Genomic DNA, 24,278 nt, shown 5'->3' with positions numbered 1-24,278 from the left:
CATTATTATTTTTTGGGAACTGGCGGCGGGCGAAAAAACAAAGGGAGCACCTTGCGGTAACTCCCTTTGCTATGAATTGTTTGCGCAGCCTAATCGCCGTATTTTACTTTATACCCTTTGATCTGTTCGATCTGTTTTTCAATATCCCCTGTTTCTTTTCCGCTGCGCGCGAGTGATTCTTTAATCTCATTTCCTACTTCAATGGCTTTATCCCAGTGATGGTTCCTCCACAGGATATACAAATAGGTATTGAGAAAGCGAGGATCTCTGTTTCTGCTCAGCAAGTCTTCCATCCATTGAATGCCGGCAGCGCCTTTGTCTTTACCACCCGTCCAGTTTCCCAGCATGCTCGACAATGACAATGCATAGCTGTCATTTTTCTTACCATATTTTTCCAGAAAAGCAGTTCCTCTCCGCATGTATTCTTTAATATCATCCTTACCATTGCTGTCCTTTGAATCGAACACTGCATAAAATTCAGCATACTCCTGATAGTAAGGATATTTCTTTGCTTTGAATTGCTCCATTTCAGCATTGAACTTAGAGAGGTCTTTATTGATCTGCCCGCTGAGCTGAGTGCCCTTGAAATACCAGAGATAACTTTTAGCAATAAAACTATCGATAGCAGCCTCTCCTACTGTTTTTCCGAATGCCTTTTTGTTGGCTCCGATGTATTCAAATGGCAGTGAAAATGGTGCGCTTTTTACCAGCTGTATCAGTTCGAAAGTTTCTTTGGTTGTTTTCTTCTTCTTGTCGAGCTGACTGAAATATGCTTCAAACTCAGTAGTGGCTTTCTGATTCCGGTAGCTCCCGATCAGTTCACCGAAATATTTAAGCATGAATGCATGATCGCGATTGCCGCTTTCCCACTGATGCACCATCGACAGTTGATTTTTGTTGGGGTCCTGCGCTGTTTTTGCCAGCTCTATCAACCCATTGCAATCGGGAGTACCTGCGGTTGAATGGATGGTATTGCCATCTCCATCGAGAAACATCAATGTAGGATATGCATTCACGTTATATTTCTTTCCGATAATCTCACCTGCTCCTTTATCATCACATTGCACTTTGCAATTGATGAAATTCGCATTGAAATAATCGCCCGCCTGCTTTTGCGGAAACACCTCATTGGCCAGCACTTTACATGGCCCGCACCAGCTGGTATAAAAGTCAACGAATACCATTTTATTTTCAGCCTTTGCTTTTGCGAAAGCCGAGTCGAGGTTATGCATGAATTCAATGCCCTGTGCCTGCACAGCGTTTGCAACTGAACATACAAACATTGTAAGTATGAAATTATATGGAAGGAAGAAGGATCTTCTTTTCATGGTGTAATTTTTTGAGGTGAACTACCTGTACGCTTCATTTTGATCGAGTTTGGGATTGGCCCTGATTTCCAGTCCGGGTACGGGATACAGGTCATCACCTTTTTTCCAGGTACCGGCAGGCGACAGCGGCTTGAGCACCGTTTCAGCCATATTGGTTCGTTTGAGATCGAGCCAGCGATGGCCCCATTCAGCAAAGAACTCAACACGGCGTTCCTGCGCAATTGCCTGCAACAGTGAGGTCTGATCTGCCGCTGCAGTTGGTAACAATCCGGCGCGCGCACGAACGATGTCCAGATCATTTTTCGCCAGCGGTAATTTGGCTGCTCCCAGTTGCGCTCTTGCTTCGCTGCGAATAAGATATTGTTCGGTGAGCCTGAACACAACGTAATACTCCGTTACAGAACCCGCTCCTGCTTTGTATTTCGCCGGGAAGGCCCAAGTTGGATTATTCACGGGATCACTGAAGCCAATCCATTCCAGCTTGCGCTGATCATTTGCTTCGAAGGCCTGCAACATCTGCTGCGTAAGCTCATAGTTGGGGCGTGTGGTACCAACTACCATAAACTGCGCACCTTCTGTTGTATTGGAATTGGCGCGTACTGGCTGCAATTGCCAGATCGCTTCCGGGCTGTTCATCTTAAACACCTGATTCAATGCTGGCAGACCTGTACCATACTTGCCCGATGCGATGATGGCATCCGCTTCTCTTTCTGCATCTTCCCATTTGCCTGTATAGAGATAAGCACGTGCCAGCAATGCGCCTGCTGTGTAAGCATTGGGGCGAAGCCTTTCTGCCGTAGGGTAAGTTTCTTTCAGCATCGCTTTAGCTTCCTTGAGATCCGTTATGATCTGCTCCCACACTTTAGCTGCTGCAGTGCGCGGCAGCAGCATGTTCTGGTTGTAATCGGTCTGCATAATCAGCGGCACATCCCCGAAGAGATTCACCAGATAGAAGTAACAGAATGCACGCATGAATTTAGCCTCACCCTGTAACTGGATCTTCACAGCATCTGTCATTCCCGTAGCTGTGGCCAATCCATTCAGAATTTCGTTGGTGCGGAAAATGTATTTGTATCCATCTCTCCAGAAAGGCTGCACATAAGAATTCTCCGGAGTGAGATTATGATCCGAAAACTCCTGAAATATCGGAGCAGTGGTATTGTTCTGCGTCCATGTCATTTCATTGGCAGACATGCCGGCGAGTGAGCTCATGGAAAAAACCGCGAATGAACCGCTGTTGCCAAACTGATCGTTCATCATGTCGATGTAGATCGATAACATGGCAGATGTTGCAGAATTATCGCTGGTGAAAACTTTGTCGCCGGTGAGCTGATGCGGAGGATCTTCCACCTCCACAAACTTCTTGCATCCGCCGAGCAGCAATGCCGCAGCAATGCAAGTCAGCGCTGCTCTCCTGCTAAATACTGAAACTTTATATTTGATAACTGATGATATACTTTTCATAATTGCAACTTGATTGAGTTGATTAAAAAACAACCTGCAGGCCAACTGTGAGCATTCTCATTGGAGGCATTGAAGAAAGCGACATGGTTTCCGGATCACTGATCTCGTATGGACTGATCGTAAGCAGGTTCTGTCCCTGGAAATACACCCTCAGGTCCTGCGCTTTTATTTTCTGTGCAATCTGTTTATTGAAACGGTAAGAGAGCGATACGTTCCTCAATCTGATATAAGACGCATCAACGATACGTGCATCAGAGTAATTGGCATAGTAGCTGTATGTTGTAACAGCCTCGCCTGTTGTAGAGAACTTCTGAACATTGGTAGGATCTCCGGGCTTTTGCCAGCGGGCCAGCATCTCCACAGGCTGGTTCACACGCGAACCGGGTGCCTGAAACAGAATACTGCTTTTACCTTTCTGCTTCACGAAGTGAAAAAAGAAATCGAGTGTGAATCCTTTGTATTCAAAAGTGTTCTGAAGACCGCCGTAGTATTGCATAGCCATATCATTTACAGAAGTCTGGTCTTTCGGAATGGAGATCCCTGCCAGTTTATGAATGCCGGTAGCAGGATCAACACCAAGATAGGGTACGGATTTGTTGATGGTGATAGGCATACCGATGCTCCACACACTTGCGTAGTAAGTATCTTCCAGTCCCGGGTATGCGATCAGTTTGTTTTTGGGGAAGGAAATATTGAAAGACGATTTCCAGCTGAACTTATCTTTTGCAATATTGGTGGTGTTCAGCATCAACTCCCATCCTGTATTCTGCAAAATGGCATCTCTGTTGGCCTGCACGCTGGTAAAACCAACCTGAGAAGGCAGTACCAGTCCGGTGAGCTGATTATCGGTTCTGTTGAGGTAATAATCTGCACTGAAGAAAATTTTGTCTTCCAAAAAAGACAATTCAATGGCGGCTTCCCATTTCTTGTTTCGCTCCCATGCAAAATCAGGATTGTACAATCTCGATGGATAGAGACCTCCGAGTCCCTGATACGGAACAGCAGCGTTGGAAGACGACCAGCTGGCCAGGTATTGGTAGTCGCCGATACGGTCGTTTCCGGTAATGCCCATGCTTGCTCTCAGCTTACCAAAGTGAAGGAAGTGCAGATTCTTCATGAAGTTTTCTTCGCTGAAGATCCAGCCGGCACCAATGGCTCCGAAATTGCCGAATTGACGACCAGGACCAAACCTGCTCGATCCATCGCGACGCGCAGAAATATTGATGAGATACTTGCTGTCCCAGTTGTAATTGATTCTACCGAACAAGGCCGCATAATGATACTTGGCGTAAGAATTCGATACAGCTTTGTTCGAAGCAAGGCCCGGTGTTTTCATCAGGTCGTCGTTTGAATAACCCGAAGCATTGATGGTAGTGCCTTCATTCACCTGTTCCTGGAAGCTGAGACCCGCCAGCAATTGCAGTTTACCGCGGCCCCAGCGTTTGGTGTATTCTGCCTGTGGTTCTACGATCCAGTTCTTATGCGTTTGATTGTAGAAGTCTGCACTGCTGATGAGATTAGCGCTGTACGGACTTTGAGATTTGATAGGGTTTGCAGTTCTCTGATCGAGTGTCATGGCTGTATAACCCGCATCCAGCCTAACCTGCAGCCCTTCTGCAATGTTGTATCGCATGTTGATGTTACCGATCAGGTTGTCGGTTTTACCCAGGTATGTTTTAAAGAGATAGGCCATTGGGTTGGAGAAATTGATGCCTTTGTCTCTCCATACAAGATTGCCCTTTTCATCGAATGGAGCAGGTGCATTGGGAATGGTGTTGAGCAACTGAGTAAGATCGGTGGTAACGATGCTGTTCTTATCTGCATTGTAACCGACATTGAAAGACACCTGAAATTTATTGTCGGTTGAGCGATGCATCACATTAGCACGGAAGCTCACCCTGTTGTTATACATATTGCCGTAAAAAATGGGCGTTTCGCGATGGAAGCCGGCAGCCAATCCGAACTGCGTTTGTTGATTGCCGCCAGACAGACGAACCTGTGCATCTGTGCTGTGGGCTTTGTTTCCCATCAGCAGCTTGCTCCAGTTGTTGTAGCGGGTGGTATCCCATACCATCAGGTCGGTTGCATTGGAAGCAGTAGGTGTGATGTTATCATTTTTGAACGCTTCTTTACGCATGGTAATGTACTGCTGCGTGTTCATGTACTCAGGCAGTTTGGTGGGCCTTCCCCATCCTGTGTAGAAGTTGAAGTCCACAGACATCTTCCCTGCCTTTGCTTTTCTGGTAGTGATCAGAATTACACCATTGGCGCCTCTTGAGCCGTAGATGGCAGTTGCATCGGCATCTTTCAATACTTCAATACTTTCAATGTCAGAAGGATTAATAGCTACAAACGGATTGGTACGGAAACTGGCGCTGCTAAGTCCTCCAAGGGTTTGCACCTGAATGCCGTTTCCCAACGTAACATTGGTAAGGGAATGCGCAAAGGGAACTCCGTCGATCACATATAAAGGATCGTTGGCTGCGCCCAGCGAACTTTTGCCGCGGATCAGTACGCTAACCGGAGCGCCCGACAAGCCATTCGTCTGTACAATCTGCACACCCGGCAAACGGCCTCCCAATGCGAGCAATGGATTGTCTACGGGTTGTCTTCTGATATCCTCTCCTTTTATTTTGGCTACGGAGCCGGTGTTCATGCGCAAGGTGGTGGTGCCATAGGCAATCACCTGTATTTCGTCCAGCTTCGAATTGCTTAATGAAAGCTGAACAGTGAGCTCAGGAATTATTCCGGATTGTTGTTTTGCTTTTTCGAGGATGGAAGCAGTGACCTTCAGCTCGCGCGGCTCATATCCCACGAAGGAGAAAACAAGAACATCGCCTTCTTTCACCTGCAATCTGAAATTGCCTTCGTTATCGGTCATCACTGAGTTTTTGCTGTTCTTCACCAAAACAGAGGCGCCGGACAATGGCTTGCCGTCGGCAGCCAGAATGCGCCCTGCCACAGGATCCTGAACGGCAATCAGTAACTCGGTGAAAGATACGCCCGGTACGGGTTTGGTGGCGATGAAAATACTTTTGCCTTTGATGGTGAAACTGAGAGGCTGATCGCGGAATACATCAGCCAGAAATTTTTCGACGGGAACATTCACCGCTTTCATGGTAACCGGCCGGGCAGTACGCAGCTGCTGGTCTGTGTACATGAATACGTAACTGGTTTGTTTTTCAACAGAACCAATCACAGTTTCGAGAGAAACCTGCTGACCCGAAAAACTGATCTGTTGCGAAACGGCGTTCGCAGATACAGTCATAATTCCGGCCAGAAGAAATACAGCAGTTAGTTTCATTACTAACAGAAATTTGGTGACGCGCCGATACCTCCAGCAGGTTGCCGGCATGCAAATCATTACATTTTGCATAGTTTTGCAAAGTTTGGGTGATAAATAAGCAGTCCAGATGACTATTAAGAGTTGCCCAACTTTCGGCCAGAGATGTGACAGCATTTCTGGCTTTTTTTGTTGATCAACAATTCTGCATGTTTATTTCACAATCAGCCTCCTCCCTTCCATTCTGAATTCAAGTCCCATTCCTTTGAGGCTTTCCAGCACATCGGGGAGATTCAGATTTCTGTACATTTTTCCTTTGAAATGGATCGTGGGCGGATGGCCTTCGTACTCCACAGTGATATTGTACCAGCGTTCGAGCTGGCGCATCACAGCCGGCAATTCGGCACCCTCGAAATTGAAAAGTCCATTTGTCCACGCCAGTATTTTTTGCATATCTGCCGCTTCCACCAGTTTTATACCGGAGTTATCGGCAGGTATAGCGGCCTGCTGACCAGGTTTCAGCAGCAACTGGTTGCTGCCTGCCCCGATGGATACAGCGCCTTCCACCAGCGTGGTGCGCGTGAATGCCTCATCTTTGTAGGCATTGATATTGAAAGCCGTTCCCAGCACTTTGATGGTTGATCCATTTGCTTCTACCATGAATGGCTGATTCGGCTCTTTTGCCACAGACAGAAATACTTCTCCCGTAATCTTCACATTCCTTGTTTTTCCGGAGAAGCTGGCCGGAAATGAAATGGACGAAGCTGCATTCAATCTGGCTGTCGATCCATCGGGCAATACCACCTGATATTGTCCGCCAATTGGTGTGCTGATGGTATTCATCAGCAATTCCTCATTCTTGCGATCTGCTTCGTACATCAGTTGGCCATTACCGGTTTTGCTGATCCTTGCACTTCCCTGCATAGCGAGGGTTCCGTTGGCTGCATTGTCGAGCTCAATGGAACGTCCGTCTGCCAATGTGAGCACTGCTTTGTTCCCTCCGGGACCAATGCCGGCGCCCGGCACCGTTGTATTTGATTTATCAGCCAATGCAGTCTCCGCCTTCTTTTGAGGTGCGGGCCGAAGCCAGATATAGCAGGCGGCACCGGCCATCAGCAATACAGCAGCAGCTGCACTCCATTTCAGGATAAGTGATCTCCTTACCGGCCTGCGGGATTGAAGATCGTTGTGATCTGCAATTTGCATCTGTTGTTTCAGGCGATGAAAGCTTTGTGCTTTCAGTTCCTCATCATCGGCTCCCAGGAGCGTTTTTTCATTCGCATATTCGTCGATGAGTTGTTCCAGCGTTTGCTGCTGGTTATTGTCTTGCAGCATTTGTTTGAATAGGACCAGTTCTTCTCCGGTGAGGGATTCAGACAAATACTTTTCGAGCAATTCCTGTAATGATTGTTGCATGGGTATTTTGATTGGCTTACAGAAAAGGAAAGGTTACTTAGGTATAGACGCAGTTTCATATCGGCACACCCGACAAAAGGAGAAATATTTTTTATGGCATGATGAAGATGCTCATTGCCGCAAACACCGCGATGAGGAGATCGTATTTGTGCAGTTGTTTTCTGATATGTGCCAGTACGATTGTGATGGTGTTGGAGACCGTCTTTTTCGAGAGGTTGAGTTCGTCGGCGATGGCATTGTGATCCATACCCTCTTCGCGGCTCATTCTGAAGATCTGTTGCTGCCTTTCGGGCAGTTGCTGCAATGATTCTTTCACCAGTTCCGATGCAGCGCCGATGTCGCTGTGATGAGGCTGAATATCAGCAGGGGCGGCGGTTTTGATAAACACCTGCAGGTCTTTTTCCTGCTTTTTATTTTTCCGGAGTGCGGAGATCAGTTCGTTTCTCACCATGATCATAAAATATGCTCGGAAGTTGGCGATATGATCGAGGGAATGGCGTTTGATCCACAATTTCAGGAATACTTCCTGTACGATGTCTTCCGCCGTTGAAGGCGATTTGGTGAAAGCGATAGCGAGAGAATATACTTCATTCCAGTACAGACTATGCAGCGCTTTGAAAGCGTACTCATCACCTGCTGCGATGAGGGATAGCAATTCTTTTTCTGTATGAATGGGATCAGGGGGCAATTAGCAGCGATTGGTTCAGTTGTAAAACTAGAGAATCTTTCAGTACGAATGCTACAAAAAAAGGGTGCATCTTTCGATACACCCCTTTGGAAAATATGCAGCGGAATTTGCTATTTAGTCTTCAACTTTCGCTTTTCCTTTCACCTTTGCAATCACTTCTTCAGCGATGTTGTTAGGTGCAGGATTGTAGTGAGAGAACTCCATGGTAGAAGTAGCGCGGCCAGAGCTGAGTGAACGCAGCTGAGTTACATATCCGAACATTTCAGACAGTGGAACTTTAGCTTTGATCACCTGTGCATTGTTACGGCTATCCATACCTTCGAGCATACCACGACGACGGTTAAGGTCACCTGTTACGTCTCCCATGTATTGGTCCGGAGTAATAACTTCTACTTTCATGATTGGCTCAAGAAGCACTGGCTGTGCTTTGCGGGCTGCCTCACGGAAACCTGCTTTAGCACAAAGCTCAAAGCTCATAGAGTCGGAGTCAACTGCGTGGAAGCTACCGTCGAATACGCGCACTTTCATGTTTTCAACAGGGAAGTTTGCGAGAACGCCGCTGGTCATTGAAGTCTGGAAGCCTTTCTGGATCGCAGGTACGAACTCACGGGGGATAGATCCACCGAAGATATCGTTTACGAACTGGAATTGCTGTCCTTCGTTCGCTTTCAGCCATTCTTCATCGGCAGGACCGAATTCGAATACGATGTCGGCGAATTTACCACGACCACCAGACTGTTTCTTCAGCACCTCACGGTGTTCAACAGATTTGCGGAACGCTTCTTTATAAGCAACCTGAGGAGCACCCTGGTTTACTTCTACTTTGAACTCACGACGCATACGGTCGATGATGATTTCCAGGTGCAGCTCACCCATTCCACGAAGGATGGTTTGACCGGTATCTTCATCTGTATTAACGCGGAGTGTAGGATCTTCTTCCACCAGTTTGGCAATAGCCATACCCATTTTGTCGACGTCAGCCTGAGTTTTAGGCTCGATAGCGATCGCGATTACAGGCTCAGGGATGAACATGTTCTCGAGAACGATCGGATGGTTTTCGTCGCAAAGGGTATCACCGGTTTTGATTTCCTTGAAACCAACAGCCGCACCGATATCACCAGCTTCGATGAAGTCGATAGGGTTTTGTTTGTTGGCGAACATCTTCATGATACGGCTGATACGCTCGTTTTTACCAGAACGCATGTTCTTAACATAAGAACCGGCATCGAGGTGGCCGCTATAACACCTGAAGAACGCGAGACGACCTACGAAAGGATCGGTCATGATCTTGAAGGCCAGTGCTGCGAAAGGAGCTTTAGGGTCGGCTTTACGAACCTCTTCAGCACCAGTTTCAGGGTTGATACCTACTGTATCGTCGATATCTACAGGAGAAGGCAGGTAGCGGCAAACGGCATCGAGTGCAGTTTGTACACCTTTGTTCTTGAATGAAGAACCACACATCATCGGAACGATGCTGAGGTCGATGGTAGCCTTACGGATAGCCTCGTGAACCTCTTCTTCAGTGATGGTGTTGGGATCTTCAAAGAATTTCTCCATCAGTTTGTCGTCGTATTCAGCAACTGCTTCGATCAGTGACGCTCTCCATAACTCAGCTTCTTCCTTCATGTCGTCCGGAATAGGAATGTACTGGAAGGTCATACCTTCAGTTGCCATATCCCAGATAACACCTTTCATGGTGATCAGGTCAACCACACCTTTGAAATCATCTTCAGCGCCGATTGGAAGTTGCAGGGGAACTGCTTTAGCACCCAGCATTTCTTTCACCTGTTTAACCACGTTCAGGAAGTCGGCTCCTGAGCGGTCCATTTTATTTACGAAACCGATACGTGGAACTTTGTAACGGTTAGCCTGACGCCATACAGTCTCAGACTGAGGTTCAACACCGTCAACGGCAGAGAACAATGCGATCAGACCATCCAGTACACGCATAGAACGTTCAACCTCTACGGTGAAGTCTACGTGACCTGGAGTATCGATGATATTGAAATAGTATTTCTTGGTGTTTGCATCAGCCTTACCCATTACGGTAGGGAATTGCCACTGGCAGCTAACAGCAGCAGAAGTAATGGTAATACCTCTCTCCTTTTCCTGTTCCATCCAGTCAGTGGTAGCGCCACCGTCGTGTACTTCACCAATCTTGTGGATCATACCGGTATACCTCAGGATACGCTCTGTGGTAGTGGTTTTGCCGGCATCGATGTGCGCCGCAATACCAAAATTTCTTTGTAGTCGTAAGTCTGCCATGACTTGATTTATTTGCTTTTTAATGTGAACAGGGAACAACGCTCCCTGAATTTGGTGCGCAAAGGTAATCAAATAACCCGGAAAAACACGTGCGGCGACCCGAAAAATATATGCAAAATGCGCATGCCGCAATTATTTAACTTTAAAGGATAGTGCCGCTGTTATGAGAATCTACTTATCGCTTCTGCTAGCCTTACTCCTGCCGGCTTTGCCCGGTATTGCGCAACCGTCAAAACCCGGTATCGGACGCATATCTCCGTCGGCTATCCAAATTAACTCTGATAATCAATCCACTACGTGGTGGCTTCTTTGCAAAGATACCACCCTGCTGAAGGATTACATCATTAAAAAACAGGTTCCCTTAACCATTCTGCAGCGCTATCCCGCAACCGGACTCGTTGTGGTTAAGACCACCCGTAAAGTGATCGATTCACTGCTGGCAGTACCGGGGCTGCTGCAGCTGGTAGACCGGCCCAGGATCCCGACAGAAGAACTCAGCATCGAGGGCTTCGACCCCACCGCCAATCAGATCAATGCCGCCCATAATTTCTTTGAAACACTGAATGGACAGGGCACCGTGCTCTCCGTGAAGGAGAATCGCTTCGATACTACCGATATAGATTTTAAGGGACGCTATCTTCGTACCCATCTCGTTTCCAATACGTTTTCGGGGCATGCAACTATCATGGGTACTATCGCTGCCGGAGGTGGAAACTCACACTACACAAGTAAAGGAGCAGCATGGGCTGCGGGGATCAGTTCGGCCTCATTCGAAAGCCTGTTGCCTGAACCCGATGCAGTGTATCAGCAGTATGCAATCAATGTGCAGAATCACAGTTATGGAACGGGCATTGAAAACTATTACGGTGCAGATGCGCTGGCCTATGATGCCAGTGTATCAGCCAATCCATTGTTGCTGCATGTTTTCTCGGCAGGCAATAGCGGCAATGTAACCAGTACCAGTGGGCCGTATCAAAACATACCGGCGTTCGCGAATCTTACCGGCAGTTTCAAGATGGCGAAAAACATCATTACAGTTGGTGCAACAGATTCTCTGCATCAGCTCGAAATACGAAGCTCACGGGGTCCCACATACGATGGAAGGTTAAAACCCGATCTCGTAGCATTCGGTCAGGATGGAAGCTCCGGAGCAGCAGCAATCGTGAGCGGTGCAGCATTGCTGTTGCAGCAATATTACAAACAGATACGGAGCGTGTATCCCAATGCCTCGCTGGTAAAAGCATTCCTCATCAACTCAGCCGATGATATGGGCGCACCCGGCCCCGATTTTCAATATGGCTATGGAAATGTAAATGTGCTGCGCGCATTGGAGGCTATGAGCTGGATCAGCTGGATGCAGAACAGGCTTGCACCAGGGCAGACAGATCAGGTAACCATTGCGCTTCCTGCCGGACTGAAGAAATTCAAAGTCACGCTCTGCTGGACGGACCCTCCCGGAGATCCTGCAGCCAGCAAAGCGCTGGTGAACGATCTCGATCTAACGCTAACGAATACACTAACAGGAGAGATCTTACACCCATGGGTAGCATCCCATTTTCCGCATGCAGATTCATTGAAGAAAGCAGCAGTAAGGAAAGTGGATACGCTCAATAATACCGAACAGATCACTATCGATAATCCCGCTGGCGGTACCTATCAGATTGCAGTCAAAGGCACGCATATAACAACGGCCTATCAGGATTATGCAGTAGCCTTTCAAATGGATACGGCGAACAGGTTCCGCTGGTATTATCCGGGAAGAAAAGACAACCTGCTGAATGGAAGCAGCAATACGCTTCGCTGGTCATCATCCTTTGATGTGGCGGCAGGACAACTCAGCTATTCGACCGATAACGGCAGCAGCTGGAAGCCAGTAGGGGCGGCTGCTTTGACACAATCATGGTTTAAATGGACAACACCAGATACGGTCTGCATAGCGAAGCTGCGCATGAGTATCGGCGGGCAACATTTCGACAGTGATCCCTTTACGATTTCGGGGCAACTCAATGCTGTTACAGGTTTCAATTGCGCAGACTCATTTTTATTGAGCTGGAACAAATCTGCAAACACCAAACAGTTTACGGTGTATGAACTGGGCGATCAATATCTTCATCCAATACTTACCACTTCCGATACGAACGTTGTGCTGAAAAAATCAGCACATCCGGCATTGCATTATGCTGTGGCAACTAGTATCAACGGCAACACTTCCGGCATAAAAAGCTTTGCTTTCGATTATACGGCACAGGGAGTGGATTGTTATATCAGAAACTTTCTTGCGGTATTGGGAGAATCAGGCGCCATCCGGATCAATGCAGAACTCGGAACATTGTATCAGATCAAAAATATTGTACTGGAAAAACTGCTTCGCAAAGGCAGTGAGCAACTGAAACAGGTAACTGCTCCTACCCTGCTTTTGTACGAATGGACAGATGAACAATTGCAGCAGGGAGAAAATACCTACCGGCTGAAACTCCAGTTGCAGAACGGGCAATGGGTGTACAGTGAGCCACAGACAGTATTCGCATTGAAAGAAGGCGCTTACCTGGCGTATCCGAATCCGGTTGCAGCAACGGGAACGCTGAAAGTTTATGCAGCAGATTTTCTGCCGGCATTGATACAGTTGTACAATGTGCAGGGGCAGTTGATGAAACAACAGCCATTGACGGAATTCCCGCAAGCGGTTTCGTTATCAGGACTAAAGAATGGATTGTATTTTCTGGTGGTATCGAAAAACGGGAAACAATTGTACCGGAAAGCCGTGGTGGTACGATGAATTTGAGAATCTTCTATTGACTGATGCGATAATACTTTGCGATACCTTCTTCATTTGATTCCAGCTCGAAAGTATCGATGCCAATCATTCTCCATTTTCCTCCTGCCTGCCAGTCGGGCTGATCTACAAGCAGGCTATCATTCCTGATCTGATAATTGGCTGATATCTGCTGATCGGGAAAGAAAACAGTTTGTTCGCGAAAAACGAGGGAGACTTCTCTGTGTCCAACTCTGGCCCAGGAACCTGCGAGGAGGTCTGCATAAGAGGGTTGCCAGGTTGTATCGGAATCCGGGTTGAGGCTATCGGAGAAGAACGCCTGATTGGTACTGTCGCCCGTTGGTGCAGGTTGATCATTGCCCGACCTGTTGCCACAGGCAGCAAAAATTGAAATGACCAGTAAAACGGACAGCAAACGAATCATACAGCATTCGGTTGAGGGGGTGAAGAATTGCTAAAGTTCCAACGCAAATTTACCTGAACTATCCTGCCCCGGCAAACAATGAAAGTTAAAAACCAGTGAAACGAAGTGAGTTTTATTTGCAAAGGGTTGATGCAGATCTGATTCGGATGCAGTTCGTCGTTTATCAGATGGAATAACTGACTATTTCTGTGGCCAGGGAGCTGCATTGCACAGCGAATGATGAAGGAACTGCGACTCGAAGCGGGGCTGCCAGAAAATGATGGAACAATTCCCAACAGGAGCTGCGGCATACTATCGAACAACCTCCATCAATGGCTGCGGGTAGATAAATGGTTGCAGTTAAAATAGGCTTTCAGCAATAAAAGCCTTTCGTAAGTGAGCGATACAATCTGCGAAATCAATTGACGGACTTCGGATTGCCAGAAACATTTCAGGCAACTGTAAAACAATTTGAGTCAACTGCAAAACAGAAACCCCCGCTGATGCGGGGGTTCCAATTATATGGATTCAAGATTGAATTAAACCTTGAAGTGAGAGAATGCCTTGTTGGCTTCTGCCATACGGTGAGTGTCTTCTTTCTTTTTGAAAGCTCCACCTTCACCTTTAGCTGCAGCAACGATCTCGTTAGCCAGTTTCTCAGCCATGCTACGTCCGTTTCTTTCGCGGCTGTAACGGATCATCCATTTGATGCTGAGGGAGATCTTCCTGTCAGGGCGAACCTCGGTAGGAATCTGGAAGGTTGCACCACCGATACGACGGCTGCGTACTTCCACAGCAGGTGTAACGTTGCTCAACGCCTTTTTCCAAATTTCATAACCATTCTCATTGGTTGTCTTTGACACGCGATCCATCGCATCATAGAAAATGTTGAAGGCAGTGTTCTTCTTACCTTCCCACATTAAGTTGTTTACGAAGCGCGTAACCAGAGCGTCATTGTATTTAGAATCCGGCGCCGGGGCGATCTTCTTGGCTTTTGTCTTCCTCATTTATGATTTATTTATAAATGCGTACTTATTATTTTTTAGCTTTTTCCTTTTTCGTACCGTACTTAGAACGGCTCTTCTTTCTGTCCTTCACACCTGCAGTATCCAGGCTACCACGAACGATGTGGTAACGTACACCTGGCAGATCTTTCACACGACCACCTCTTACCAGCACGATTGAGTGCTCCTGGAGGTTGTGACCTTCACCCGGAATATAAGCGATAACCTCAACTTTGTTGGTCAGGCGCACTTTCGCAACCTTACGCAATGCAGAGTTAGGCTTCTTAGGAGTTGTAGTATAAACACGGGTACATACGCCGCGACGGAATGGTGAGGAATCAAGAGCACGTGATTTGCTCTTTGCCTTGATGATCTCTCTTCCTTTTCTTACCAGTTGTTGAATTGTAGGCATTCTAAACCTTTTATTTTTGGGACGGCAAAGGTAACCCCCTACCGGTTATTTACCAAATTTTGAAAATTGATTTTGTTGAAAATATTTTGAGAAAGTTATGACCACTTGAAAATGAGCTACTTATACTTTAAATAACCAGCCATGATTATCGGCCGCTCTACCCTCTCTGATGTCTGTAAGCCTTCTTTTCATCTCCGGAGCCGCTTTCCACTCGTCTACGTTGAAGGTCATTACAAAGTCTTTATACTTCAGTTCCTTGATCGGTGAAATGGTTGCCGCTGTACCCGTTCCGAATACTTCCTGCAGCTCTCCTTTCTTGTACAGTTCGATCATTTCTTCGATGTTCACCGGACGCTCTTCCACCTTGTATCCCATCTCTTTAAAAATGGTAATGGCGCTTGATCTGGTAACTCCGTTGAGGATGGTTCCCTGCTCAAGATCGGGTGTAAGGATGGTTTTGCCGGTAACGAAGAACACGTTCATGGTTCCGATCTCCTGCGCATATTTGTGCTCGAAGGCGTCGGTCCACAGCACCTGATCGTACCCTTGTCTGCGGGCTTCAGCCGTAACAGCCATGCTCGCGCCGTAGTTGCCGGCAGCTTTTACGAAACCGATTCCACCGGGAGCCGCACGGGTATACACTTCTTCCACATAAATGCGAACAGGCGTGCTATAGTAAGGTCCTGTAGGACTGAGGATGATCATAAACTTGTAAGTATCAGACGCTTTAACGCCGATCACTTCGTCAGAAGAGAACATGAACGGACGGATATAGAGCGAATGATCTGTGAGATTGGGGATCCAGTTCTTGTCGAGCTCGATCAACTGGCGCATACCCTCGATGAAGATCTCTTCAGGCACTTCGGGCATCTGCATGCGTTTGGCAGACAGATTGAAGCGGCTGAAATTATCGTGAGGGCGGAAAATAAAGGCTTCACCTGCGGCATTCCTATAAGCTTTGATACCTTCAAAAATCGACTGGCCATAGTGAATGGCCGCGAGAGACGGGCTCAGCAGCAGGGGTTGATAAGGCTTGATTTCTACATTGGTCCATTCGCCATTGATGTAGTCTGCTTCCAGCATGTGGTCAGTGAAATACTTACCAAAGGGAATATTCTCCAGGGGCGTGTCATTCAACTTGCTACGTTCGATTTTCGTAACAGGAATGCTATAGGCATCAATCATAATTCCGAAATTTTTGGACTACAAAGAAACGAACAAAGATTGGGGTTGGCAAAAAAAGAGGATTAAATTGCTAACAAATGTTAGTTGTTTAATTGAAGGGGCACTGGATTGAAAAAAATCTATTTGCCCGCCTCTTTTAATATGACTTGCTTGGAGAGATTGATTTTGCTGATGGAAGCTTGCATTCGCTATTGTAGAATTATAGTACGAGAAAAATAAGTTAGCTTTCAGAAATCAACAGTTAAGCTAAGCAACTTCTAACCTGTTGAAAGCTATCAGCATTAAACCTATTTAATGAGCACGCGCAATCCCAAATGGCAATCCGACGAGATCATTCTTGCCTTGAATTTGTATTTCTCTCCAGACCGAGGAAGCATCGACAGCAAAAACCCAAAGATCATAGCACTCAGCCAAACACTGAATGACCTGGAAATTGTTACCAATCGTCCTGATGCAGAAAAATTCCGTAACCCCAATGGAGTAACACTAAAGCTCTCGAATTTCCGAGCCGTCGATCCTGAATACACAAAGCAAGGCAAGAAGGGCATGACTGGCGGATCCAAACTGGATGAAGAATTATTCAAGAAGTACAGAAATGATCTTCCTCAACTAAAAAAACTTGCCGAATCAATTCTAAAAATCAATAAAGACGCAGCATTGGTGCAAGCTATCTCCACCATCGAAGAAGACGAAACCATATGGGATGATGCTGCCGTTGAAGGTCAAGCTCATTATAAAATTCACAAGTATCGCGAACGCTCTCGCAGTATCGTAAAGAAAAAGATCCAATGGGCATGGTCGAAATTCGGCAAACTCACCTGCGAAGTCTGCGACTTTGATTTTGAAGAGCATTATGGTGAACTTGGGCGCGGGTTTATCGAATGTCATCACCGTGTACCCCTGTCAAAGTTAGAAACCAACACCATTACCAAAATCGATAACCTAGCCTTAGTTTGCTCTAATTGCCATCGCATACTCCATAAAGACATCGACAACCTCTCCGTGGAAAGTTTACGCGAAATGCTTCATCGCTAGCCATCTTCCCCTCCCCTTTCGTATCTTTACCGCGCTATGAGTTTCGAGAACATTCAATTGCCATCCACCGTCTTATCCAACCTCTTCAAACAGGTTGTAGTAACCGACGATCATGCAAGCATGCCCAATGGCAATCGTGCACAAAGAACAGCAGAGGTTATAGAATCTCCCGTACAAGCCGCCGAACAACCGGTGCCACAAACCACTTCACAGGAGGCCTATCAGCCTGAGCCTGCCCAACCTAAGCCAAGTTCGATCCCTGGCTTCGCAACCAAGGCACAGGAAAATCTCATCGTTTCGACTCCGATAGTCTCCCAGCCTGTTCAATCCGAAGATTCATATAGCACCCAACAAAATACCCGTCCTCAGCCCGCTTCGGACGCGCCCGGCGCCCCCTATCGTTTCCTCGGTAAGAATGCGCAGCATGTTTCCATTGTGGTGTTCTCACCTACCGAGCCCTTCCTCCCCGACGACCAGCTGGCGCTGCTCACCAAAATGCTCGACGCCTGCCGTCTCAATCTCGGCGACGTTGCCATTATCAACCATGCCACCCAGCCTGTTCATTTCAGCCGCCTTGCGGAGCAACTGCAACCGAAACGCGTAATCCTTTTCGGTATTCAGCCGGAACTCACAGGTCTTCCGCTCAGTTTCCCCCCGTTCAAGGAACAGGAATATGCAGGATGCACCTATCTCCTCGCCACTTCCCTGGCCGATATGAACCAACCCACCGAAGAAGGAAAATTATTGAAAGGAAAATTATGGGGATGTTTGAAAAAAATGTTCAATATTTAGGATAGAATAATTCAGCAGGGATTTGTCGTTTGCACATAACAGATGAATAATTATGATCAGGATAGTATTCGCTACCAATAATGCCAATAAAGTCACTGAAATGCAGGCTGCCATTGGCAGTTCGCTCGATGTGATCAGCCTTCGCGAAGCAGGCATCGATATAGATATTCCCGAACCTCACGATACCCTCGAAGCCAATGCTTCAGAAAAAAGCCGCACTATTCACCAGCTCACCGGCGAAAACTGTTTCAGTGAAGATACCGGCCTGGAAATTGATGCCCTTAACGGAGAACCAGGTGTAAAAAGCGCCCGATATGCCGGGGAGGACAAAGCATTTGGCAAGAATATCGACAAGGTTCTTTCCAAAATGGGCGACACCACCCATCGCAGCGCCCGCTTCCGCACTGTGATCTCCCTCATCTGGAACAAGCAGGAATACCTGTTTGAAGGAGTTTGCGAAGGTCGCATCCTCACCGAAAGACAAGGCGAGGGCGGATTTGGTTACGACCCCATTTTCGTACCCGACAACAGCAACCGTAGTTTTGCAGAAATGAACATTGCAGAAAAGAACCAGTACAGTCATCGCCGCAAAGCCGCCGATAAATTGGTGCTTTTCCTGCAAAATCAGACCCAAAATGCCTGATTGCGGCAAATCCATATCATTACCATTCAGAAAACTTGAATAACAAAAGCAACTATACCATTTCGGAACCCGACTTAATTAAGGGAGCTGTAGCCGGCGACAGGCGGATGCAGGAGGAACTCTACAACAGGTTCGCACCTAAAATGTATGCAGTCTGCCTCCGGTACGCCAACAATGCCAACGATGCGCAGGACCTCTTACAGGAAGGATTCATTAAAGTATTCAGGAACCTTCACCGGTTCCGGGCCGAAGGCTCTTTCGAAGGCTGGATGAGAAGGGTATTCGTAAACACTTCCATCGAGTATTTCAGAAAGAAGTCGGCTCAACTCTCCAGTGTAAGCGAGAAAGAAGAAAATACGATTGAAGACAGTGATATCACGGCCCTGGATCAACTGGCCGAAAAAGATATCATCGCCATCATCCAGGAATTGTCTCCCGGATACCGCACTGTTTTCAACCTGTATGTTGTGGAAGGATATTCTCACAAGGAGATCGGCGAAATGCTCGGTATCAGCGAAGGTACCAGCAAGAGCCAGCTCGCAAGAGCAAAAGCATTATTGCAGAAAAAGATCAGTCAATATTTGAGCGATACACGGAAATCTTATACAAGGTAATCATGGCTTCCAACATCCAACACACACTGGCCAATCTCGAAATGGCGCCCCCTCAGGGCTCCTGGGATCAACTGTCTGCCAGACTGGACGCGGAGTATGATCTCCCCGAAATCGCCCTCGCGCAAAAACTGGATGCCGCTGCTTTGCAGCCTCCTGCCAATGCATGGGCCGCTATCGCTGCTGCCATCCCTTCTGAAGCGGTGCAGCCGAAACAAACCATTCAACCCACTTTCACTGAAGAAGCAACACCTGCAAAAGTGGTTCCCTTCTCACTGAAGAAAATAGCAGTAGCCGCTGCGGTGCTTGGCATCATTGCCCTCGGGAGTTGGTACCTCCTTCGCACAAACAGTGCAGGCATCCCGCCTGTTCAGCAATCCGTTGCAGCCCAGAAAGAAAATGAGCAACCTGCCTCTCCATCATCCATCCCGCAACCTGCAGTTGCGCCACCGGTGATTGCACAGAAAGAACATGATCAGGCAGTAAAGCCATTGCGTGCTTCAGATAAAAACGAACAATCCATCAATGCAGCAACTGCCATCAGCAGTACAGATATCGGCAATGATGCTGTTGTGGAAGAAATCACCCCTGCCAACCCGGTTACCGTAAAAGCAACTGCAACAGAAGCTCCGGCAACTATCCCGGATCGCCCATATCGCGATGCAAGAGGTAAGGTGGTGATGGACATGAACCTGCTCAACAATCCCGGCACACAATACGTAACGGTTACGGCGCCTAACGGAGAACAGACACGCATCAACAAAAAATTCCTTCCGGTGCTTACCTTCCTCAATACCGGCGCTGATAACGGACAATTCAACAACACCCTCAAACAGCGTTTTCAGAAGTGGCGCAATCAATTGATACAACAGGCATCTTTCGTACCTTCGGCCACAAATTTTCTCGATATCATGGAACTGAAGGAACTCCTTCAGGATAAATAAGCACCCTATGCCACGCATCAAGATCGACCTCCCTGCTGAATTTGCATTCACTTCGGTTATACCTGTACGTATCACAGACATCAATTACGGCAATCACGTAGGTAATGATACCATCCTCAGCCTCATTCACGAATCCCGCGTTCAATACCTGCATGCACTCGGATATGGTGAACTCAGCTTCGCCGGAACCGGACTCATCATGGCAGATGTTGGCATCGAATACAAAGCAGAATTGCATTACGGCGATGTGGTGAAAGTATCTGTTGTTGCAGGCGACTTCACTAAGATCTCTTTCGATCTTTATTACAAACTGGAAAAAGAGGAGAATGGAAAAACTATTCTGGTAGCGGCTGCCAAAACCGGTATGGTTTGTTTCGATTATGAGAAGAAAAAAGTAGCGGCGATCCCTGCCGAAGCCCGCGAAAAGCTCGAAGCAAAATAAGCATGAAGTTGTCGGCGAATATCAGGTTCTATCTGTTGCTTGTAGCTTCTTTTATACTTGTAGCTGCGCTTATCAATTATTGTATCGTAGCATCCAATGAAGCCGAAAGCGAGGGCATTTACAAACGGAAAGCTACAGTAGTTGGAACCACTACAACCTGTCATACGGATTACAAAAGCTCCACACATTATTTGCGATATACTTACAACTACAAGGGGAAAAAATACACCGACGGCTATTATTTTTCCCGTAAGAAACCAGATAAGGAAATATGCAAAGGCGCCAGATTCTTAGTGATACTCGATTCCGCCAAACCGCGCAATAATTACCTCCTGATAGATTCGATGATCAGCAACTAATCCATCAGCTGCTCTATTATTTTTCATTCCAGATCCGCCAGCTCTCTTCGGCCTGTATCACCAGCATATCCATGCCATTCTTTGTAGCTGCTCCAAACTCTGCTCCTTTGCGGAGAAACAGCGTCTGTGCCGGATTATACACCAGGTCGAACAGATAATGTTTTGCGCTCATGGCCTCATACGGCAAATCCGGAAAAGTATCCACTTTCGGATACATCCCCAATGGAGTGGTGTTGATGATCAGCGTATGATCATCGATGATAGCAGGTGTTACATCTTCATACCCGATCTGATTGGTCCCTGAAGGATTGCGGGAAACAATGCAGTATGCAATCCCCTTTTGCTCCAGCACATAACAAACCGCCTTGGCGGCTCCGCCTGTGCCCAGCACCAGCGCTTTCGTATGGGTTGGCTGCAGTTTCTCTGCCAGAGATCGTTCGAAACCAATAACATCCGTATTGAAACCGGTGAGCTCACCATTTTCAATACGGATGCAGTTGCATGCGCCGATAGCTGCTACCACCGGCTGCATATGATGTAAGAAAGGAATTACCTGTTCTTTGTAAGGAATAGTTACGTTCAGTCCTGCAAGACCGGGATGATTTTGCAGCACTGTCTTCAACGCCCCGATTTCAGCAATCGGAAAGTTCTGGTACACACAATCTGTGATACCTTCCCTGTTGAATTTCTCCGTAAAAAAAGGCTGTGAGAAAGAATGCCCAAGTGGGTATCCAATCAGGCCAAATTGTCTCATTGAGTCAATTCTTTATCGAGGAATAAGCTGAAGGTATCGCCACGAAGGCCTACACGCATCGCTTCCAAAGGAATTACTTCTGTAGGTGCAATATTGCCGAGGTTTACATTGCATCCGAGCAGCTCTATGAAGTACAGTTGCTGTGCTTTCTGCGGAGCTTCCCAGAGAATTTTTTCGCCGGGGATCTGTGTAAGAATTTCCTGTACCAGACCTTCTCTCACTTCACCTGATCCGCGATAGATGCCTACGTTACCTGCTTCGCGCGCTTCTGCGATCACGTAAGTAGATCCGGCATTCAGTTCTGCGCGCATCAGTTCGATCCATTTGTAAGGAGGGATGATATGAGCCGCATCCTTGCTGCCCACTTCGCTCAACACGGTTCCGTGTTTGGTGAGTTTTTCGATATAACCGCATTTCTCGGCATGAGGGATAGTGATTGAACCATCACTTACTTCCATATAAGAGATGCCATATTCTTTGCAGACATTGATATAATCATCGAACTGATTACGGATGAGGAATGCCTCGAACAATGTTCCGCCGAAATAAATGGGAATATTGTAGCTCTGATATACTTTGATCTTTTCTTTCAGGTTGGGTGTTACGAAAGAGGTTCCGAAACCCAGCTTCACAATATCTACATGGGGAGACGCAATCTCCATGAAATTATGAACTTCTGTAATGCTGAGGCCTTTGTCCATCACCATGGTTATACCATCAGTACGGGGTCTGGCCGTTCTTTCGGGGATCTGAGAGAGATTGAAATTCATTCGACTGGTTTTACACTTAGGAATTCTAAAGTCGCCGCAAAAATAGGGAAGATTGATAAAACGCGTAACAGCTTTAACGCAGCCTTATTTATTCTTTTTGAATCTCGCCACAATTTCGGCCACCAGCGGATGCTGCAGCAACGATGGTTCGAGCTCTACTATTTTTTTCAACAATCTGGGACTATGACTCATGGCGTTCTCCAGTTGAAGCATGGCCTCTTTCGTCTTGCCCAGCGCGAGATATACGGCAGTAAGATAAAATCTGAAAACAGGTTTATTATTTGTTATATGAAGGGCCGCATGGATCTGTTCCAGCGCTTCTTCATAAAATTCTCCATGATACAAACACCTTATCAGCGACTCCCAGCTGGTTACATTGCGGGGGCGCTGACCTACCACATTAGAAAAATACTGAATAGCTTCTTTGTATTCGCCCATCTGCATCTTGCATTCGCCCATCGCCAGATTGTATTCCGGTTGAAGGCGATGGATCTGCATGGCGGTTTCGAGTTGCTTGATAGCGGTACCCCACTGCCCTTCGTTCATATAGGTACAGGCAATTTTGAAATACAGCTTACTGTCTTCGGGATTAAGGTGTGATGCCTTGCGATAGTAGAATCTTGCCTGGGCATAATTCTTCATCCGGTCGAAGCAATGGCCGATGGCCTCGTAGATCACATCTTCGGGGCGTGATAATTCGAGCACTTTCTCCAGCACTTCGATCGCATCTTTGAACTTGCGGAGACGGATATACGCATCACCCATATTGCGGTAGGCGTAATCGAATTTTTCGTCGATCACCACGGCATATTTGTAAGCGTCGATGGCTTTCTCGTACAGCTTCAGTCCCTGATATGCGGCAGCCAGGTTGAACCAGGCGAGTTCGCAATAAGGATTGTCGTCGATGATCTGCATGTGCAGCCGGATGCTTTCTTCGTTGCGGCCGGTGGAATCGGTCCAGAAACAGATCTTGTACAGCGCCTCTTCATTGGTAGGCTCCTGTTCGAGGATCAGTTTCAGGCAATCGAATATTTTGTCGAATTCTTCGTAGTCGTCGTACACGTCGGCCAGTTCGAAGAGCAGCTCGATGCGCTCCTGGCCTTCGAATAGTTCGAGGGCATTTTCGAGAAGGGCCACGGCTTTTTCCTGCTGGTCGAGGGCGAGATAGGCCGCTGTTTTGAGAATGTACAGATTGATATCGTTACTGTCAAGCACAGCCGCATGACTCAGCACCTGCAGCGCTTCGTTATAATGGCGGGTGGCAATCAGCAGATCCGCTTTTTTGATATGCAATATGGAAGAGTAAGGGAAAAGCTCGATGCCGAGTTCTGCGGCTACGAGTGCCTGTTGGAGATCTTCTTCATCGTCGAAGTAATCGATGATCTTTTCGAAGGAGTCCTCATCCAGGAAAGAGTGGCTTCTGCCATTTTTCAGATTCTGGAACTGCCTCACCAATTCTCTGATCTCGTCGTTATTCTGGCTCGATGGGTTATTGCTCATTCTGAACTGTAATGGTTATTCTAAAGTACCCCAATAAGGGCGGATGTCCAATTTTTGTTATTGACACCGGTGTATAAGTTTTATTGAAACCCAACAATTTAGGTCGGAATGCAACAGTTGAGTAAAATTTGTGGTCATTTTATGCAATCTGTAACATTTTTGCATCTCAGACGTTAAAAGATTTATAATTCACGGGATGAACGGTTA

At 47.0% G+C, this 24,278-nt stretch carries 21 protein-coding genes; 8 read left to right on the top strand and 13 right to left on the bottom strand.

What is annotated here, in order from left to right:
* Positions 1-89: 89 nt before the first annotated feature.
* From HHL16_RS19410 to fusA, 6 genes are all read right to left on the bottom strand, one after another.
* Positions 90-1,328, bottom strand: a complete 1,239-nt coding sequence (locus HHL16_RS19410) for a thioredoxin family protein (protein ID WP_169427004.1) — start codon at positions 1,326-1,328, stop codon at positions 90-92.
* 21 nt (positions 1,329-1,349) lie between these two features.
* Positions 1,350-2,792 carry a RagB/SusD family nutrient uptake outer membrane protein gene (locus tag HHL16_RS19405; protein WP_169427003.1) on the bottom strand — a complete coding sequence of 481 codons (1,443 nt, stop codon included), beginning with the start codon at positions 2,790-2,792 and terminating at the stop codon, positions 1,350-1,352.
* 22 nt (positions 2,793-2,814) lie between these two features.
* Positions 2,815-6,096, bottom strand: a complete 3,282-nt coding sequence (locus HHL16_RS19400) for a SusC/RagA family TonB-linked outer membrane protein (protein WP_169427002.1) — start codon at positions 6,094-6,096, stop codon at positions 2,815-2,817.
* 192 nt (positions 6,097-6,288) lie between these two features.
* Positions 6,289-7,491: a FecR family protein gene (locus HHL16_RS19395; RefSeq protein ID WP_169427001.1), complete on the bottom strand. Its 1,203-nt coding sequence runs from the start codon at positions 7,489-7,491 to the stop codon at positions 6,289-6,291.
* Positions 7,492-7,582: 91 nt separating this feature from the next.
* Positions 7,583-8,179 carry an RNA polymerase sigma-70 factor gene (locus tag HHL16_RS19390; RefSeq protein ID WP_169427000.1) on the bottom strand — a complete coding sequence of 199 codons (597 nt, stop codon included), beginning with the start codon at positions 8,177-8,179 and terminating at the stop codon, positions 7,583-7,585.
* Between the two features lie 114 nt (positions 8,180-8,293).
* Complete coding sequence (gene fusA, locus HHL16_RS19385) at positions 8,294-10,444, bottom strand: elongation factor G (RefSeq protein WP_169426999.1); 2,151 nt, start codon at positions 10,442-10,444, stop codon at positions 8,294-8,296.
* A 163-nt stretch (positions 10,445-10,607) separates the two neighbouring features.
* Between fusA and HHL16_RS19380 the strand changes: the two genes are divergently transcribed.
* Positions 10,608-13,220: a S8 family serine peptidase gene (locus HHL16_RS19380; RefSeq protein ID WP_169426998.1), complete on the top strand. Its 2,613-nt coding sequence runs from the start codon at positions 10,608-10,610 to the stop codon at positions 13,218-13,220.
* 13 nt (positions 13,221-13,233) lie between these two features.
* On the opposite strand, the gene HHL16_RS19375 is transcribed toward HHL16_RS19380, so the two are convergent.
* The 4 genes from HHL16_RS19375 to HHL16_RS19360 all read right to left on the bottom strand — a co-directional run bounded on the left by HHL16_RS19375 (position 13,234) and on the right by HHL16_RS19360 (position 16,221).
* The gene (locus HHL16_RS19375) at positions 13,234-13,641 is read right to left on the bottom strand and encodes a hypothetical protein (RefSeq protein ID WP_169426997.1); all 408 of its coding nucleotides are present in this window, start codon (positions 13,639-13,641) and stop codon (positions 13,234-13,236) included.
* Between the two features lie 518 nt (positions 13,642-14,159).
* A complete protein-coding gene (rpsG, locus tag HHL16_RS19370; RefSeq protein WP_169426996.1) occupies positions 14,160-14,627 on the bottom strand; it encodes a 30S ribosomal protein S7 in 468 nt (155 codons plus the stop codon).
* Positions 14,628-14,655: 28 nt separating this feature from the next.
* Positions 14,656-15,036 carry a 30S ribosomal protein S12 gene (rpsL, locus tag HHL16_RS19365; RefSeq protein ID WP_130544060.1) on the bottom strand — a complete coding sequence of 127 codons (381 nt, stop codon included), beginning with the start codon at positions 15,034-15,036 and terminating at the stop codon, positions 14,656-14,658.
* A 120-nt stretch (positions 15,037-15,156) separates the two neighbouring features.
* Positions 15,157-16,221: a branched-chain amino acid aminotransferase gene (locus HHL16_RS19360; protein ID WP_169426995.1), complete on the bottom strand. Its 1,065-nt coding sequence runs from the start codon at positions 16,219-16,221 to the stop codon at positions 15,157-15,159.
* A 294-nt stretch (positions 16,222-16,515) separates the two neighbouring features.
* Here HHL16_RS19360 and HHL16_RS19355 point away from each other — a divergent pair, with 294 nt between their 5' ends.
* From HHL16_RS19355 to HHL16_RS19325, 7 genes are read left to right on the top strand one after another with little or no spacing between them, the layout of a single operon-like run.
* Positions 16,516-17,256: an HNH endonuclease gene (locus HHL16_RS19355; protein WP_169426994.1), complete on the top strand. Its 741-nt coding sequence runs from the start codon at positions 16,516-16,518 to the stop codon at positions 17,254-17,256.
* A 36-nt stretch (positions 17,257-17,292) separates the two neighbouring features.
* Entirely contained in the window at positions 17,293-18,048 is a 756-nt protein-coding gene (locus HHL16_RS19350; RefSeq protein WP_169426993.1) for a hypothetical protein, read from the top strand.
* A gap of 52 nt (positions 18,049-18,100) precedes the next feature.
* Complete coding sequence (gene rdgB / locus HHL16_RS19345; protein ID WP_206022494.1) at positions 18,101-18,691, top strand: RdgB/HAM1 family non-canonical purine NTP pyrophosphatase; 591 nt, start codon at positions 18,101-18,103, stop codon at positions 18,689-18,691.
* Positions 18,692-18,726: 35 nt separating this feature from the next.
* Positions 18,727-19,305: a sigma-70 family RNA polymerase sigma factor gene (locus HHL16_RS19340; RefSeq protein WP_169426992.1), complete on the top strand. Its 579-nt coding sequence runs from the start codon at positions 18,727-18,729 to the stop codon at positions 19,303-19,305.
* Positions 19,306-19,307: 2 nt separating this feature from the next.
* A complete protein-coding gene (locus tag HHL16_RS19335) occupies positions 19,308-20,246 on the top strand; it encodes a hypothetical protein (protein ID WP_169426991.1) in 939 nt (312 codons plus the stop codon).
* A 7-nt stretch (positions 20,247-20,253) separates the two neighbouring features.
* Positions 20,254-20,688, top strand: a complete 435-nt coding sequence (locus HHL16_RS19330; protein ID WP_169426990.1) for a thioesterase family protein — start codon at positions 20,254-20,256, stop codon at positions 20,686-20,688.
* Between the two features lie 2 nt (positions 20,689-20,690).
* Positions 20,691-21,047, top strand: coding sequence for a hypothetical protein (locus tag HHL16_RS19325; protein WP_169426989.1), 357 nt, complete (start codon positions 20,691-20,693; stop codon positions 21,045-21,047).
* A gap of 16 nt (positions 21,048-21,063) precedes the next feature.
* Here the strand turns inward: HHL16_RS19325 and HHL16_RS19320 are convergent, their stop codons facing one another.
* The 3 genes from HHL16_RS19320 to HHL16_RS19310 form a co-directional block, all read right to left on the bottom strand.
* Positions 21,064-21,801, bottom strand: coding sequence for a shikimate dehydrogenase (locus HHL16_RS19320; RefSeq protein WP_169426988.1), 738 nt, complete (start codon positions 21,799-21,801; stop codon positions 21,064-21,066).
* A complete protein-coding gene (locus HHL16_RS19315; RefSeq protein ID WP_169426987.1) occupies positions 21,798-22,571 on the bottom strand; it encodes a phosphosulfolactate synthase in 774 nt (257 codons plus the stop codon). The genes HHL16_RS19320 and HHL16_RS19315 overlap by 4 nt, the downstream gene beginning before the upstream one ends.
* Before the next feature lie 84 nt (positions 22,572-22,655).
* On the bottom strand, positions 22,656-24,071 hold the full coding sequence (locus HHL16_RS19310; protein WP_169426986.1) for a tetratricopeptide repeat protein: 1,416 nt from the start codon (positions 24,069-24,071) through the stop codon (positions 22,656-22,658).
* Positions 24,072-24,278: the final 207 nt, after the last annotated feature.

The organism is Pseudoflavitalea sp. G-6-1-2 (genome assembly GCF_012927185.1).
Classification (GTDB): domain Bacteria; phylum Bacteroidota; class Bacteroidia; order Chitinophagales; family Chitinophagaceae; genus Pseudobacter.
Note: the sequence above shows the minus strand (reverse complement) of the source record. Positions and strands in the feature narration are given on the sequence as shown.